Origin of the sequence: Bdellovibrio bacteriovorus (assembly GCF_001592745.1) — a bacterium.
Taxonomy (GTDB): domain Bacteria; phylum Bdellovibrionota; class Bdellovibrionia; order Bdellovibrionales; family Bdellovibrionaceae; genus Bdellovibrio; species Bdellovibrio bacteriovorus_B.
In genome coordinates this window covers 441,007-454,303 of sequence record NZ_LUKD01000005.1, presented here as the reverse complement: position 1 = coordinate 454,303, position 13,297 = coordinate 441,007, and the positions used below count along the sequence as shown (strand labels likewise).

Annotated in this window: 17 protein-coding genes; 8 read left to right on the top strand and 9 right to left on the bottom strand. The window is 45.2% G+C overall.

What is annotated here, in order from left to right; all coding sequences use genetic code 11:
• Position 1 precedes the first annotated feature (1 nt).
• Positions 2-961: a formimidoylglutamase gene (locus tag AZI87_RS12825; protein ID WP_063207720.1), complete on the bottom strand. Its 960-nt coding sequence runs from the start codon at positions 959-961 to the stop codon at positions 2-4.
• A complete protein-coding gene (locus tag AZI87_RS12820) occupies positions 961-1,551 on the bottom strand; it encodes a hypothetical protein (RefSeq protein WP_155722564.1) in 591 nt (196 codons plus the stop codon). Before AZI87_RS12820 ends, AZI87_RS12825 begins: the two co-directional genes overlap by 1 nt.
• Before the next feature lie 155 nt (positions 1,552-1,706).
• On the opposite strand from AZI87_RS12820, the gene AZI87_RS12815 reads away from it, so the two are divergent.
• Together AZI87_RS12815 and AZI87_RS12810 are read left to right on the top strand one after the other, a co-directional pair.
• Complete coding sequence (locus AZI87_RS12815; RefSeq protein ID WP_253696793.1) at positions 1,707-2,543, top strand: hypothetical protein; 837 nt, start codon at positions 1,707-1,709, stop codon at positions 2,541-2,543.
• A gap of 26 nt (positions 2,544-2,569) precedes the next feature.
• On the top strand, positions 2,570-3,094 hold the full coding sequence (locus AZI87_RS12810) for a hypothetical protein (protein ID WP_063207717.1): 525 nt from the start codon (positions 2,570-2,572) through the stop codon (positions 3,092-3,094).
• Positions 3,095-3,156: 62 nt separating this feature from the next.
• On the opposite strand, the gene AZI87_RS12805 is transcribed toward AZI87_RS12810, so the two are convergent.
• Positions 3,157-4,083 (bottom strand): HD-GYP domain-containing protein, encoded by a 927-nt coding sequence (locus AZI87_RS12805; RefSeq protein WP_063207714.1) that lies wholly within the window; start codon positions 4,081-4,083, stop codon positions 3,157-3,159.
• A gap of 34 nt (positions 4,084-4,117) precedes the next feature.
• Between AZI87_RS12805 and AZI87_RS12800 the strand changes: the two genes are divergently transcribed.
• The gene (locus AZI87_RS12800; protein WP_063207711.1) at positions 4,118-4,633 is read left to right on the top strand and encodes a hypothetical protein; all 516 of its coding nucleotides are present in this window, start codon (positions 4,118-4,120) and stop codon (positions 4,631-4,633) included.
• Positions 4,633-5,310, top strand: a complete 678-nt coding sequence (locus AZI87_RS12795) for a substrate-binding periplasmic protein (RefSeq protein ID WP_063207708.1) — start codon at positions 4,633-4,635, stop codon at positions 5,308-5,310. Before AZI87_RS12800 ends, AZI87_RS12795 begins: the two co-directional genes overlap by 1 nt.
• Here the strand turns inward: AZI87_RS12795 and queG are convergent.
• On the bottom strand, positions 5,291-6,343 hold the full coding sequence (gene queG, locus AZI87_RS12790; RefSeq protein WP_063207967.1) for a tRNA epoxyqueuosine(34) reductase QueG: 1,053 nt from the start codon (positions 6,341-6,343) through the stop codon (positions 5,291-5,293). The genes AZI87_RS12795 and queG overlap by 20 nt on opposite strands.
• A 46-nt stretch (positions 6,344-6,389) precedes the next feature.
• Between queG and AZI87_RS12785 the strand changes: the two genes are divergently transcribed.
• Complete coding sequence (locus tag AZI87_RS12785) at positions 6,390-7,595, top strand: CCA tRNA nucleotidyltransferase (protein WP_063207705.1); 1,206 nt, start codon at positions 6,390-6,392, stop codon at positions 7,593-7,595.
• Entirely contained in the window at positions 7,588-8,247 is a 660-nt protein-coding gene (locus AZI87_RS12780) for an RDD family protein (RefSeq protein WP_081112221.1), read from the top strand. The genes AZI87_RS12785 and AZI87_RS12780 overlap by 8 nt, the downstream gene beginning before the upstream one ends.
• Here AZI87_RS12780 and AZI87_RS12775 read toward each other — a convergent pair.
• Genes AZI87_RS12775 through AZI87_RS12765 form a run of 3 tightly spaced genes read right to left on the bottom strand, consistent with a single transcriptional unit; the run spans position 8,206 to position 10,526 of the window.
• A complete protein-coding gene (locus AZI87_RS12775) occupies positions 8,206-9,585 on the bottom strand; it encodes an HD-GYP domain-containing protein (protein WP_063207702.1) in 1,380 nt (459 codons plus the stop codon). The two genes, AZI87_RS12780 and AZI87_RS12775, sit on opposite strands and share 42 nt — an antisense overlap.
• Entirely contained in the window at positions 9,585-10,085 is a 501-nt protein-coding gene (locus AZI87_RS12770) for a chemotaxis protein CheX (protein WP_063207699.1), read from the bottom strand. The genes AZI87_RS12775 and AZI87_RS12770 overlap by 1 nt, the downstream gene beginning before the upstream one ends.
• Before the next feature lie 15 nt (positions 10,086-10,100).
• Positions 10,101-10,526, bottom strand: a complete 426-nt coding sequence (locus tag AZI87_RS12765; protein ID WP_041873964.1) for a response regulator — start codon at positions 10,524-10,526, stop codon at positions 10,101-10,103.
• Between the two features lie 204 nt (positions 10,527-10,730).
• Between AZI87_RS12765 and AZI87_RS12760 the strand changes: the two genes are divergently transcribed.
• Positions 10,731-11,126 (top strand): helix-turn-helix domain-containing protein, encoded by a 396-nt coding sequence (locus AZI87_RS12760; protein ID WP_063207696.1) that lies wholly within the window; start codon positions 10,731-10,733, stop codon positions 11,124-11,126.
• Between the two features lie 131 nt (positions 11,127-11,257).
• A complete protein-coding gene (locus tag AZI87_RS12755; protein ID WP_063207960.1) occupies positions 11,258-11,689 on the top strand; it encodes an acyl-CoA thioesterase in 432 nt (143 codons plus the stop codon).
• 8 nt (positions 11,690-11,697) lie between these two features.
• On the opposite strand, the gene AZI87_RS12750 is transcribed toward AZI87_RS12755, so the two are convergent.
• Both AZI87_RS12750 and AZI87_RS12745 read right to left on the bottom strand, forming a co-directional pair.
• Positions 11,698-12,117: a hypothetical protein gene (locus AZI87_RS12750; protein WP_253696787.1), complete on the bottom strand. Its 420-nt coding sequence runs from the start codon at positions 12,115-12,117 to the stop codon at positions 11,698-11,700.
• Positions 12,105-13,199, bottom strand: coding sequence for a hypothetical protein (locus AZI87_RS12745; protein ID WP_253696786.1), 1,095 nt, complete (start codon positions 13,197-13,199; stop codon positions 12,105-12,107). Before AZI87_RS12745 ends, AZI87_RS12750 begins: the two co-directional genes overlap by 13 nt.
• Positions 13,200-13,297: the final 98 nt, after the last annotated feature.

Sequence of the window (13,297 nt, the reverse complement as noted above, 5' to 3'; positions counted from 1 at the left end):
TTTAGGCCTTTTTTAAAGTGGCGAAGATGAAATTATGAATAAGAAGTGCTGCCAGTTTGCTGGTGCGGTTGTCTTGATCCAAAGGAGGAGAAACCTCGTAAATACCAATACCGCAAACATCGAATTCGCGAATCAGATAAAGAAAGCTTTCTAAAAATTCTTTTGTGAACAAACCCGTCGTCCAAGACTGACTGCAACCGGGAGCCTCATTCGAAGTAAAAGCATCGATATCAATGCTTAAGAAAACTTTTTTCTGTTCTTTGCCCTTCATGAAGTTTTTTAGAACCGGCATAAGGCCTTCGGCATTGATTTGATCCAATGTGAAGACGGAAGCTCCTTTGCTTTTTGCCCATTGGATATGGGCCTGGCTGTTACACTGATTCTGAATGCCGACTTCCGCGAAGTCTACGTGACCGGAAAACTCCGAAAGCACGCGGTGAAAAGGAGTGCCTGAATTAAAGCCCTTGTCAGTAGGACGGACATCCATGTGCGCATCGAAGTTGATCAATACGGCATTGTCCTTGTGAAGGTCTAAAAAGCCCGCGCCATCGCAGTAACCATAGTCATGACCTCCGCCAATGGAGATCCAAGGTTTCTTGGCTTGCGCCAAAGCCCGCGTTGTCTGGCGGGCTTTTTCGTGGCGATCTTCAAGCGGTTTTTCTTTATCAACCAGGTCACCCAAATCCAGGATTTTTGGCAAGCGGGTGCTTGCTAGGTGCGGAGTCATTTTATAAAGAAAAGTGCGAACTTGAGTGGGCGCATTTTGAGCGCCGGGACGACCGCCATTCAAAGCAATGCCTTCGTCATCAGGATAGCCAAGAAGAGCGAAATCAAAATCTAAAGAGGTCAGCTGTTGCAGATCGCCCTTAGGGAAAAGCTGGACGCATTCACCCAGACGCGGATCCTCTTTATCATTTTTGGTGAAAAGAAGATGTTTGTCGATGGGATGGAACCAGCTCATTATTTCAGATTGCCCCACTTAGAAAGGCGAAGAACTTTGATGATCTCTCCGTTTTCAGAATCGTAGATTCTCATCGTCGCGTTGTTCTTGTTGAACAAGATCGTCGCGAACACAGTGCTCGTACTGTCGGAAAGGAAAAGAACCCATTCTTTACCATCAGACGGCGTCACACTGTAACGGTAAGTGATCGGATCAATCTGCGTGAAGTCTTTCCCATTTTGGAAATCGTTCATGTTGATGGGATAGAAGCTCAAAGAATTATAATCACGAACGGTGATGATGCCCTCTTGGCTGTACCAGTAGCCTAGAAGTTTTTTAAGACCGACGTAATCAACACTTTCGATGATCGCCATGCAAGACTTAGAGTCGATAAGACCTGAAGCCGTAACGGTGTCACCGTTAGAAAGTTTGCGAACGCTTAAAGCGGCGTCTTCAGATTTTGTCTCGATAGTATAGAGCTTGCAGTTATCGTCTGAGTAAGCAGACAAATAAACGCCCTTCGAGTCTCTATAAACTGTTCCTTCAATAGGTTGAACAGCAAGAGCCATCGGAGTGGCAGCAAGGCTGAGGACGAAAAGCAAAAATCTCATGCCCCACCTTGTTTCATGGCTCGAAAATCAGGTCAATAGTATTCCTACTCCAGTGTTTGACCAAACGAGTCAACTGCTTATTCAAAGGGCACTTTTAAGGGATTTTAGGGGCCTGTAGCTTGCCCCTATGAGTTTGCGCACATAAGATATTCTTAATGTCCAAAGAAACGGCTTCCGAGAACCTCTATTTTCCGATGAATGGTGAAGTGCCTAGTGCTGAAGTTTTAATCATTCGCGATGTGGATGTGGTGGGTGTCGGCGCCGTTCGTCGCCATCAGTTGGAAGAGCTGCAGAAAACAAAAAAGTTTGTTTTGCAAACTTACGAAGAGCACATCCCACGATCCGTTCACTCGATTTATCAAGCTGAACTTTTAAGAACTCTGCAATGGCTTCGCCCGGTAAAGACCGAAGAGGGGCAAGGCTTTGATTTTCTCAAAGAGCAAGAATCCGTGTTTTCGCGAATATTCCCCCTGACGCAGCAGCGTTTGGGATTAGCCGCAAAGCGTGTGCGCGACACCTATCTGGAAGAGATGGAATGGAGCAGCTGGCTTTTGCAAGATCACTGGCGTTATTTCGTCGGATTCTTAAAACAAAAATTCCCTGATAACAAAGAGCTGGGCGAGCTTTCGCACTGGGAGTGGGTGAAGGCGTGGATCGAAATTCAGCCCTTTGATTTAGGAACGACGGAAGCGGGCCTTGTCTTTGTGAACCCCAGCTTGCAGATCGTTTCTTTGTCTCAGGCGAATTCAGTTCTAAATCGAGACAAAGGTGTTTATGCCTTTGTCTTTAGCGATAAAAACCACACCGTGACAGAAAAGGCACTGGATCTTTATGAAGCACGGCTTATCGACTTATTACAAGAAGATAGAAAGTTCACAAAAGAGCAACTGATCCAGATGGCTTTAATCGACGAAGCTGTTCCGATGATTGGGGCGGAAGAATGGGAAAAAAAGTTTTCTCATTTAGTCGGTAGCGATATCATAAAAATATAAAAGTATTATTAGCAAAGGAGTGCCAGATGAAGTTTCATTTATTCTCTTTCGTTGTACTTTTCGCGACAGCCCTCGGTTCATTGGCTGAAGCACGCTCGTCCAGCGGAGTTTTATTAACCGCGAACGCCTTCATGTATAATTCGACGGTCGAAGACGATTCAACCTCCAGTGATAGTAAAACAGCCATCTATGATATCAAGCTGGGTTACTTGCAAGGGAACGGTTTTTATTTAGGTGGCATCTATACGAAGCGGGATCAGTCTGGAAGCTCGGATGCAGATGGCAGTGCGATGGGTGCTTCCATAGGATACTTCGGCGCGAGCGGTTTCTTTCTAAAAGGTCACTATCTCGTGTCAGCTGAAAACGGCAACCTCAAAGAGGGTTCTGGATTTCAAGGTGACTTTGGTTATATATCCGAGGTTTCAAGCTCTGTGATCGTAGGTGTGGAATTGACCTATCGTTCGATTGAATACAAAGAAACTAATGGGGCTGACTCTAAAACAAAAGTCTCTGAGTTGTTTCCGATGCTGACTGTGGGTTTTGTGTTCTAAAATCCCGGATGGGTATTTCTTGTCAGAATAAAGCTTACTGCCTCCGGCAGTAAGCTTATTGTCTAAACTCCGCGCAGAATATCATTCAACATCTGTAAATGCTGAAGCGGGTGCTTGCCGACGTGATCAATCATTAGTTTTTTAGCCGCTTCCGTTTTTGGAACACCTTCGAAGGTGATCAGACGGTCCATGGCATTCGCCGATGAGACGATGACTGAGAGAGGATCCATCTCTTTTTCGCGCATGCCTTTGGGGCCTGCGCCGTTAATTGTTTCTTCGTGTTGCGCAATGATATTAATCACAGTTTGATCGAAGTGTTTTTTATCGTGAACCTTTTGGGCGCCGTCGCGGGGATGTTGATTCCACATTTTTTTGTCTTCGGGGCTCATTTTATCTAAGGGCTGGTTTAAATTTAATGGCGAGTTGTGATGACCATAATCATGAAGAAGAGCACCTAAAGTTAGAAGCTGTGTCTTCTTTGGATCGTTGATTCCCAGTTTTTGCGCCAATGCGATCGAAAGAGTGGAGACAGTGACACCGTGATGGGCGATGTTTTTATCCGTGTTTTCCATGTTCATGATCGTTTGTGTCGCTTGCGCATTGCTCATGATGAAGTTCACGTACTTGCCGGCGGCGTCTTTACAGTAGTTGTAGGATTCGACGTTGTCTGGGTTTTCAAACACCTCTTCGGTATTGCTTTGTTGAGAACCTTGAATGATTTCCGCGCGCGTCTGAATATCTTTGTTGGATGAGTTGTCGTAAGCCATCTCGATATTCTTTTGTAGGTAGCTACGGTAGGTGTTTTCTTCGTCCGTCAAAATGTACATTTTGCGCAGCTTTTTGTCCTTAAGACGTTGCAGGCGCTCACCTTCGAAACTATCACCGCGACGAAGGTAGAGGATCATCTTGTCGTTGATTTTAACGTAAGCGTTGAAGTCGATCTTTTGATCTCCGCGCAGGGTGCTTACGCGAATAGAAACATAATCCATTGCCTCTGTATCCTTCGATTGTTATCGTGAGTTGATGTCGATTGATAAAGAAATTGTAGAAGATTTTGTGGGCGAGTCAAAGACCTTGATTGAAGAGTTGATAGACCTTCTCGAAAGTATAGAAGGCGACTTCTCTCAAGTGACAAAACTGGCCGATTACGGAAACAATGTGGACCGCATCATGGGTGGAGCAAAAAGCTTAGCGATGATGGTGCCCGCAGATCATCCATTGCACATGATTTCTGACTATGCCGCGCTTTGCAAAGCTGTCGGATACAAAGCGTCTCAAATAACCGACAACGAACAGTTCTTCGACATTTGTGTCGCTCTTTTGTTGGATGCCACAGAGACATTGGAATCTTTGATCGATAATATCTTTGAAGAAGGTAAAACTCTTCGTGAAAAGATTCCGCAAGCCTTCATTGAAAGACTGCGCTGGGTTTCAAATCAGTTTAGCGAAGAATACTCTATGAGTGTGGGAACAGGAACCAAAGATAAAAAACTCAAACAATCTGAGATTGATGATCTCCTGAAAAAACTGGGGTTGTAATGGTGAAATGGGCGCTCGCTGTTCTTGTGTGGGGTTTATACCTTCCGCTCCAAGCGCAGGCGAGGGACATCACCGTCGGCTTTCCTGAAAATCAAGAACCTTACGTGATCTTTGAAGAGGGCCAGGGGCGCGGTATTGCCTTTGAAACCATGGACCGCGCATTCAAGAAGTGCCAGTGGAATGCGAAGTACCGTGCGATGCCCTCGGCACGTACCATCGAGCGCCTTAAAAGCGGCGCGATTGATGCCGGAGGTTTGATTCCGGCAGCGGCCCTTCCCGGATTTTTTGAAAGCGAGCGCTTCTTTCAGCCTGAAAACTGCCTTGTGACTTTGGCCGAAAATAATATTCATATTGGGAAATTGGAGCATCTGAAAGGACGAAGAGTGGTGTCCTTTAAAAACGCGCAATACATTTTGGATAAGCCCCAGTTGGATGAAATCAAGAGACTCTCGGACTATCAAGAAATGCAAGGCGTGGAAAAGCGATTGAAGCTCTTAGTGAATAAAAGAGTTGATGTGATGCTGACGGAAAGACAGATTCTTCTTTATCACAGTTTGCGTTTGGGCTTTGGCGACGCCAAAAAATACACATTTTCCTGTATCTTGAATTCAACAAAAATGGGGATTGTTTTTGCAAAAAAAGAAGATCGGGATGAATTTAATCAGTGTTTAAAGTAGCCAGCGTCCAGGCAGCCAGCTCTCCCAATTTTTCGTGTGTTAAAAGTTCGCTCACTTCATTTTTCAGATGGACCATTTTTCGGTTGGCCACTACGAGCAAGGCATTGCGTTTCAAACCGAACGAACCCGCTCGTGCTAAGGGCGTGCCTAAAAAATCCTTTGTCAGTTTTTTTCCCGAAGACGTCAGAATGTAGCGCAAGTCTTCGCTCAACTCATCCGCTTCTTGTGAGCTAAGCTGAAGGCTTTTTTCAATAGTTAATTGGCCTTTAAAAACTTTCTGATTCCAAGGACAGACGGTTTGGCACAAATCGCATCCGAAGAACCAGTCACCGATTTTTTTTCGCAAATCCACGTCGGGAATTTGCCGAGATTCTATAGTTAAATAAGAGATGCATTTTCGCGCATCCATTTTTTTCGGTTCGAGAAGTGCGTTGGTGGGACAGATATCAATGCAACGACGGCAGGTGCCGCAAAAATCAGGCAGGGGTTCAAATGTGGTATTTAAATCCAGCGACGTGTAGATTTCTCCGATGAAAAACAGGCTGCCTTTTTTGGGATGGATAAGGCAGGTGTTCTTTCCAACCCATCCTAAGCCGGCGCGTTTGGCGAGATCTCGTTCTAAAACAGGGCTGCTGTCAGTGAATGGCAGAAACTCTTCTTCTGGTAAAATTTCTTGCAACTTTTTACAGAGCTCGGCCATGCGAGCTTTGAACCAAAAGTGATAATCCATTCCTTGAGCATAAAGACTGACTCGGGCCTGTTTTAACGGAAAATCAGCTTTCTTTTCCGGGTGGGGGTAATAGGGGATAGCAAAGACCAGAGCGCTGCGGGCCCGAGGCCATTTGATTTGCGGCTCTTCTTTAATGGGGGCATGATCTTCGAGGTACTTCATGTCACCATGAAGGCCTTCGTTGAGCCACTCTTTATAATAATCAAAACTTAAAGGTTTGCTTAAAGACGTGAAGCCGAAATGGGAAAATCCCAATTCCTGCAAAGTTTCATCAATAAGAGAGGTCATCTCCTGTGGCGTCACGAACAAACTCTTTCTTTCAAGGCCTTCTTTAACTTACACTGTTTCCATGTCGCAAGTTCAGCATCTTTTGGAAACTCATCCTCATTGGCCCGCGGTGAATGCAATTTACCACAAATTGCAGGCGGCTGGCTACAAAGCCTTTTTGGCCGGAGGTTGTGTTCGGGATGCTCTTTTGGGTATTACCGCTAATGATTTGGATGTGGCAACAAATGCGACTCCCGATCAAATCGAAGCTCTGTTTGAAAAGACTGTCAACGTGGGAAAAGTCTTCGGGGTGATGAGAGTGATTATCGGCGACGCCGATATTGAGGTGGCGACGTTTAGAACCGATGGCGACTATAAAGATGGCCGTCGCCCTGACCATGTCGAATTTTCTTCACCTGAAGAAGATGCCAAACGCCGTGATTTTACAGTGAACGCCCTTTTCTATGATCTGGTGGCAAAAAAAGTTCTGGATTATGTCGACGGAGAGAAGGATCTGAAAATCAAGCTGATACGTACCGTCGGTGATGCCGAACGACGCTTTAAGGAAGATCATCTTCGCCTTCTTCGAGCGGCGCGTTTTGTGGCGCAATTGGATTTTTCTTTAGACTCGGCAACTCAGACCGCGATAGGTGCCATGGCAAGTCTTGTGAACACCGTCAGTGGTGAAAGACTGCGCGACGAGATGGGAAAGTTATTAAAGGCAAAAGCCGCCAGCAAGGGTTTAAGGGTTATGCAAGAGACCGGTCTATTAAAAGAACTCTTTGCCTTTCGCCTTTCAGACAACTCGTGGCAGCCCCGCGGTCCTACTAAAGAAACTTGGCACTTTCTTTCTTTGTTTATGCGCAAAGCCTCGCGCGAAGAATTGGAAAAGGCCGTGGCTCTTTTGCGTCTTTCAGTAAAAGAACAAAGAGCTATCTTAAAATCTTGGGAATTATGGCAAAACCCTTCCGCTTTTTTGCAAAAGCGAAGAGGTGAACAGTTGCAGGCATTGACGGATCCGGGAGTCTTGTTTGCACTGCAAGTTTTATTGTCGGAAGGAACGCAGTCCGCTTCTATTCAAAACATTCTCGATGATTGGGAATCCTGGGGGGCAGAGCTCCCGAAACCTTACCTTAATGGCGAAGACTTAAAGGGAAAGCTTTCGGGAAAAAGCATCGGTGTCTGTTTAGCCGAAGCTTTTAATGAACAACTTGAACGTCGCCTGGATTCGCGTGAAAAGGCTCTGGCGTGGTTGCAGGATTATTTGCAAAAGGAACAACATGGATAACGTTTATGTGCCAAGTACTTTCCGTCGTTTGATTGCTCAAGGCATAGACCAAGCCGTTCGCTTGATTTTTTATATTCCATTTCTAAAATCTTTTTTTCTTTTGATCTTTACGGACGACCCCGTGCCGGTTTCTTTTTACACTTTAGGGTTGATGTTTTTAATTCCGGCTATTTACGAGTTCATTTTCTTGGTAATGATGCAAGCAACGCCCGGGAAATGGTTTATGGGTTTAAAGGTGGTGCCGTTCTCTCATCCGAACGAAGCCTTGGATTGGCGTCAGTGTGTATTGCGCCCTTTGACAGAACGACTGACATTCTTCTTTTCGTGGGCTGTTTATGCTCTGGCTTTTTTCAGATACGATCGCACTCATTTGGCGGATTGGGTGGCAGAAACACGGGTTGTTCAGTTTAAGCCCCGTTCCAGCCGTGCGAATGTGCGTTGGGTGACGGGAAGTCTTTTAATTTTCCTTTACGTCTATGAGGGGTTGGTGTCTTCGGCGGCCGTCTTACGAGTGATGGATTGGCAGAATAAGCAAGTTGATCTGCGCGATATCGTGGCGACGGATTATATGGAAGATATGTCGGAGTATATGCCGGAGCCGGAAGAGTCTTTACGCTTTAAATTTTTTGAAGACCTGGGTGGTCATCAATAAATCCAGTTCACCATTGCCACTTAAAGCATTTTCTTTAAGCAGGGTCATGGCTTGAACAGGAGCTGTCGCTTGGCGGCCGTCTTGAAGAGCCGTCATTTCATGAAAACGATAGGCTAAGGCCATTAATTTACCGAACTCAGAAATGTCTTCTGCTTTCAGTTTTTTTGGAAAACCGGTACCGAGGTTGTTTTCACGGTGCTGTCCAATGGCGTCGGCGATCTCTTGAGGCAAGGGGACTTTTTTAGCCTTCACCATGTTGACCGAGCGCTCAGGATAAAAGTGGTACGCTTGGAGTTCTTCGGCAGAAAAGTCTTTCACCGACTTATCTCCCACCGTCGGGGGCATCTGTGAAAGCCCGATGTTGTGCAAGAGTCCTGCAATTGCGGCACTTTCGCGCTTCTCGGCACTCCAGCCTAGAAGCTGGGCGAAATATGCCGCGTAAGCTGAAAGACAGATGCAGTCATGATAAAGCGTGCGCGTGTTACCTGTAAAACGGAAGATCTCATCGAAGATAGCAGGAGCATCCATGTCTTTGGTAAGTTCAAAATCCGCGATGATGTTGCGGCATCTTTCCAAGATCATCTTACCTTCAGAGTAATCTGTGGCAGCTCCATTAAGAAATTGCGCCATGATTTCGTAAATGGCTTTTTTCGAGCGATGAAATTTTTCAGTCATCGAGACTGGCAACGGAATGTTGCGCAAGCTCATCACCGTGCGAGCGTACTCAAAGAAGGCTTTCATCTGCGTCTTCTTAATGTACATCTGTTGTTTTAAGGCTTTGAACTTATCCAGATGTTTTTCGTCAACCACGTCTCCCGCTTTTCGCATACACACGGAGCGATGATTGGCGGGGAGGTGAACATAGACATCAAAGTTGATGGTGACCTGCGCTTCCATATCGCGCAAATCCACGGGCATTAACGAGGTAATAGGAATATTATCGCCTTCCATTTCAATCGGTGCCAGCTGCAGAATAACGTCGGAAATAAACTCTCGGTCAAAATTGATGTGCATGATTTCATCCGCGCCATTTTTTTTCACGACGTTAAAATCAAGAGGAGCGGCTGAAGAGTGCAGAACAATCACATGACTGTCGGGATAATTCATTTTTGTGGACTGCACCCATTCATTGGTTTTTGCAGTGCCATCTTGACCATCGATAAGCGCTAAGACCGGAGTGAAAGTGTCAGAGGTGGTTTCTAAAGCTTCATCAACACTGCGAAAGTGTTTGAGCTGGTAGGGATAATACCCTTTCAGGACTACTTTGACTGTTTCCCAGAAGGAGTCCCGGGGACTCCCGATGAGAACATCAACAGTAGAACCTGAATTGGGTTTCATTATTGAACCGTTATCTCCACATAGAAAGTAGAGCCGTTGGTAAGATTAAAAGGAATAACCAGGGTAGCGCCTTTATCAGCGTGGCTGATTTTAAAGTCACCTGAGATCACTGTTGGAATTGCCATTTCGAAATTGTAACCCAATTGGTTCAATGTCGTTTTAGCAGATCCATAGATCATGTTCGTCATTTCGCCGACAGCATCAGACACTTCGCCATTAATCGTCGTGTACTTTTCGCCCAGCATGTTTTCCAAAATATGGAAGATACTGTCTTTGCCGTAAGAGATCAGAAGAGTTCCTTTAAGAGGAGGAGCCACCATGCCGACCATCCCTGCGATTTCACCTTTCAAAACGAACTGAGGTTCGATGAAGGGCTTGCCTGGAGATGCATCTGTTTGCGCCATGGTTTTTAAAGTTTTAATAACCCCGTCGACGAACGCATTGATAAGACGTTTGTCGAAAAGGGGATTGAGTGTTTCCACTTTTGGTGCAGCTGACATTTATAACTCCAGCTCTTAAGAAGCTTTAGCTTGTGAAGAAGGATTGTGTTTCGCCCAAACGCGCTCCATTTTTCCTTTAAGCGTCGCCGAATTGAAAGGTTTCACAACGTAATCAGATACGCCGGCTTTCGCAGCTTCAAGGATGTGCTTTTGTTCAGACTCTGCTGTTACAAGCATGAAAGGAGTAGACTTAAAGCGAGGATCGGCTTTGCAAGCCTTCAAAAGGTCGATACCTTGCATTCCTGGCATATTCCAGTCCGAGATGATAAAGCCGTAAGGCTGTCCTGCATCATTTGCAGCCTGGATCATTGGTAAGGCTGTTTTACCGTCGTCGGCTTCCTCGACGTTTGTGTAACCTAGCTCGTTTAGCACTTTTTTAATGATTTTTCGCATAGTTGCGAAGTCATCGACGACCAAAAACTTCGTATTTGTGGGAAACATAATATCTCCTGAAAAGGTGAAACCCTGTAAAATCACCATACATATCGGTCTAGTTTTTTAAAACTAGAGTCCAAACCTATTGCGAATTCTAAAAATTGTTGTCAGACTTTATTACAGGTGGTCGTGCTACTTTTTGGACATGAGTCCTGGGTGGCGTACAAGGTTTAGACGGATTTAAAAACAATTTAGCGGGAGGGAGCAAGGATGCTCAGAGATGTCCTCATTCAAAAAGGTCTTTCAAACAGAGAGGCAGAAGTTGCTGAACTTGTTTCAAAGGGCTTGTCCAACAAGGAAGTTGCGAATCAGCTTTTTGTTACTGAAAAAACAGTAAAATTTCACCTCACAAACATTTATAAAAAAATGAATGTTAAGTCTCGTGCACAGTTGATCGTATGGTGCTTACCTCACCTTGGTTTTGTTGAGAGCGAAGTTCGCGCTGAAAACAACAACCAAAGTGCAGCTGCAGCGACTGCATTCAATAACAACGCGACTCAAACGATCCCAGCAGGATCTGCGACAGTTGCGGGTGGTACTACAACTCTTCCAGGTGGCGGATTGAACCGTGGTGGTAATTCTGACATCGGTATGGGTGGAATCTAATCTTAATTGATTAGGATTTCTAAGAGCGCAGGCGGCGGTGACTTTGGTCTAAGCTATCCTGCGCTTTGTTTTTTTCTGAAGGGAACTCAACTTTGAAAAACGCCAAGCCTGTTTCCGCTTCTCAAGTCATCATGACTCAATTGGTTTTACCCTCTCATACGAATTCTTTAGGGACTATCTTTGGTGGAACGATCATGTCCTGGATCGATATCGCCGCCGCAATTGCAGCGCAAAGACATTCTAATAAAGAAGTTGTAACTGCGAGTATTGATCGTTTGGATTTCGTAGCTCCAGTCTATAAAGGCTGGGTGGTGAATCTGAAGGCGAGTGTGAATTACACTTCAAGAACTTCTATGGAAGTCGGCGTTCGTGTCGATGCGGAAAATCCTAAAACGGGCGAAACATTTCATACCGCTTCGGCTTATTGTACATTCGTGGCCCTGGGTTCTAACGGGAAGCCTACTGAAATTCCAGCTTTAACTGTAGAGACAGACGACGATCGTCGCCGTTTCGAAGCTGCGAAAACCCGTCGTGAACATCGTCTTAAACAGAAGCAAGGCTGATATTTAAATTATTTGCAAAGAACATCGATCCAGCGCAAGGCCTCTTGCGCTGTTTTTGTTCGTGGCGCTTCTTCGGGGCGTCCCATGCTGTCGCCGGTGATGATAAATTGTTTTTTTGATTCGCAGTCTTTGGGTGTCAGGGACTTTTTGTCTTTCAATTCAAAAACAGGCTCTAGAGTGCTTTCAAGTAAAGACACTTCTTTTTCTTCGCCCTTGGCTTCTTCGGGATTTTCTTTTTCGTATTCTTGCAAAGACGCTTTCAAGGATTTTTCCAAAGACTTTAGATGACTCTGTTTTTCCTGAAGTGTTTTTGCTGACTGTGCTTTTTGCAGTAGGGTTTCGGATTCGGTGTAAAAATCCTGAACAGTCTTGTTTTTAGCAAAAGCCGGAGTGTACAGAAAGCAGACAAGAAGGATTATTCGATACATGTATTTCCTTTCTTGTCGTCAGCGGAATATGGTTCTTCTTTTAAGTGTCCCAAAAGTTCTAACATCTTCTGTTCAGTCTGATTGACGTAGCCGCTGTTTTTAAGAATCTTAGTTCTTATATCCTGCGGGTTGGACTTGTTAGAAAGGCGGAAGTTTTTAATCATGGCTAATGATTGCGCTGGGCCGCCAGGGCCGTAAGCTACTAAGGTAAAATAGTTTACAAGGTCGCTGTTCTTAGCCATGTTAGGCGCGCGCTTCTCAATCGCTGGACGGATCACGTCGTCGCGCATATAGACATAATAACCTAAGGCATAGATTAAATTTCGACCGATACCTTCGCCAGGGCTAACCCACTTACAGTAATTTTTTGGAGAGCCGGGAAGGGGTGGAGCCTTTTCATCTTCATTTTTTAAAATCTCAGCAAACGGAGCACAAGCTGGGTTGGCGCTGTCTAAAACACCTTCAAGGACATGCTTAGCATTACCTTCATGGAAGGTTTTACCTTCCTTCCAGCCCGCGATTTCTTTCACGGGATTCGATGTCAGTTGTCCGATTCCGACGCCGCCGTTGTAGGCCAAGAAAAAGTTAAAGGCCGTTTCATTATTGATTTTTTTAAGAATGAAACGACTGTCGATAGGATCTCTTCCTGTCGACAGGCAGTTGATTGCTTTGTTAAGTGCGAACTGAATGAAGTTGACGACATTCTGGTTGAGGCAGGGAGCTGATGATCCTGCATTATCAAAGGCTTTTTTTGTTCCACCGGTGCAAGTGTAACCGGTGTTACCAACTTCGCGTTGAAGGGAGGCCTCAATGCAAGAGCGTTTGATTTTCTTTGTCTGTGTAACCTCTGCGACCACCTGTTGAAGATGATCGGTTAAGGCCTGAACTTGATTGGGTTTCGCAGTCGCGCAGCGGGCACAGTACCCGGGAGTTCGAGGCATGCCATTCGTGCTCAGTTGATAATCCAAAGTTAAAGGATCTCTCGAGCTTTCAAAGGATTTATTAATAGACTGGCTTTGAACGCCTTTAATGCCACCTTTATCATTAATGCAGGCGTGCTGAGCTCTTGCGGCGTCGGTCATTAAAATCGTAAAAAGAAATGCAAATAAGAATAGCCTCACCTTGGCCTTATCGGTGAGTGCTTCTGAACATTAAGGAAAAAGTGGGCATAGTTAAAGAC

What these genes read in the sequence shown, in the direction of transcription:
- AZI87_RS12825 (WP_063207720.1), bottom strand. Translation starts at nt 961, where the DNA reads ATGAGCTGGTTCCATCCCATCGACAAACATCTTCTTTTCACCAAAAAT.
- AZI87_RS12820 (WP_155722564.1), bottom strand. Translation starts at nt 1,551, where the DNA reads ATGAGATTTTTGCTTTTCGTCCTCAGCCTTGCTGCCACTCCGATGGCT.
- AZI87_RS12815 (WP_253696793.1), top strand. Translation starts at nt 1,707, where the DNA reads ATGTCCAAAGAAACGGCTTCCGAGAACCTCTATTTTCCGATGAATGGT.
- AZI87_RS12810 (WP_063207717.1), top strand. Translation starts at nt 2,570, where the DNA reads ATGAAGTTTCATTTATTCTCTTTCGTTGTACTTTTCGCGACAGCCCTC.
- AZI87_RS12805 (WP_063207714.1), bottom strand. Translation starts at nt 4,083, where the DNA reads ATGGATTATGTTTCTATTCGCGTAAGCACCCTGCGCGGAGATCAAAAG.
- AZI87_RS12800 (WP_063207711.1), top strand. Translation starts at nt 4,118, where the DNA reads ATGTCGATTGATAAAGAAATTGTAGAAGATTTTGTGGGCGAGTCAAAG.
- AZI87_RS12795 (WP_063207708.1), top strand. Translation starts at nt 4,633, where the DNA reads ATGGTGAAATGGGCGCTCGCTGTTCTTGTGTGGGGTTTATACCTTCCG.
- AZI87_RS12785 (WP_063207705.1), top strand. Translation starts at nt 6,390, where the DNA reads ATGTCGCAAGTTCAGCATCTTTTGGAAACTCATCCTCATTGGCCCGCG.
- AZI87_RS12780 (WP_081112221.1), top strand. Translation starts at nt 7,588, where the DNA reads ATGGATAACGTTTATGTGCCAAGTACTTTCCGTCGTTTGATTGCTCAA.
- AZI87_RS12775 (WP_063207702.1), bottom strand. Translation starts at nt 9,585, where the DNA reads ATGAAACCCAATTCAGGTTCTACTGTTGATGTTCTCATCGGGAGTCCC.
- AZI87_RS12770 (WP_063207699.1), bottom strand. Translation starts at nt 10,085, where the DNA reads ATGTCAGCTGCACCAAAAGTGGAAACACTCAATCCCCTTTTCGACAAA.
- AZI87_RS12765 (WP_041873964.1), bottom strand. Translation starts at nt 10,526, where the DNA reads ATGTTTCCCACAAATACGAAGTTTTTGGTCGTCGATGACTTCGCAACT.
- AZI87_RS12760 (WP_063207696.1), top strand. Translation starts at nt 10,731, where the DNA reads ATGCTCAGAGATGTCCTCATTCAAAAAGGTCTTTCAAACAGAGAGGCA.
- AZI87_RS12755 (WP_063207960.1), top strand. Translation starts at nt 11,258, where the DNA reads ATGACTCAATTGGTTTTACCCTCTCATACGAATTCTTTAGGGACTATC.
- AZI87_RS12750 (WP_253696787.1), bottom strand. Translation starts at nt 12,117, where the DNA reads ATGTATCGAATAATCCTTCTTGTCTGCTTTCTGTACACTCCGGCTTTT.
- AZI87_RS12745 (WP_253696786.1), bottom strand. Translation starts at nt 13,199, where the DNA reads ATGACCGACGCCGCAAGAGCTCAGCACGCCTGCATTAATGATAAAGGT.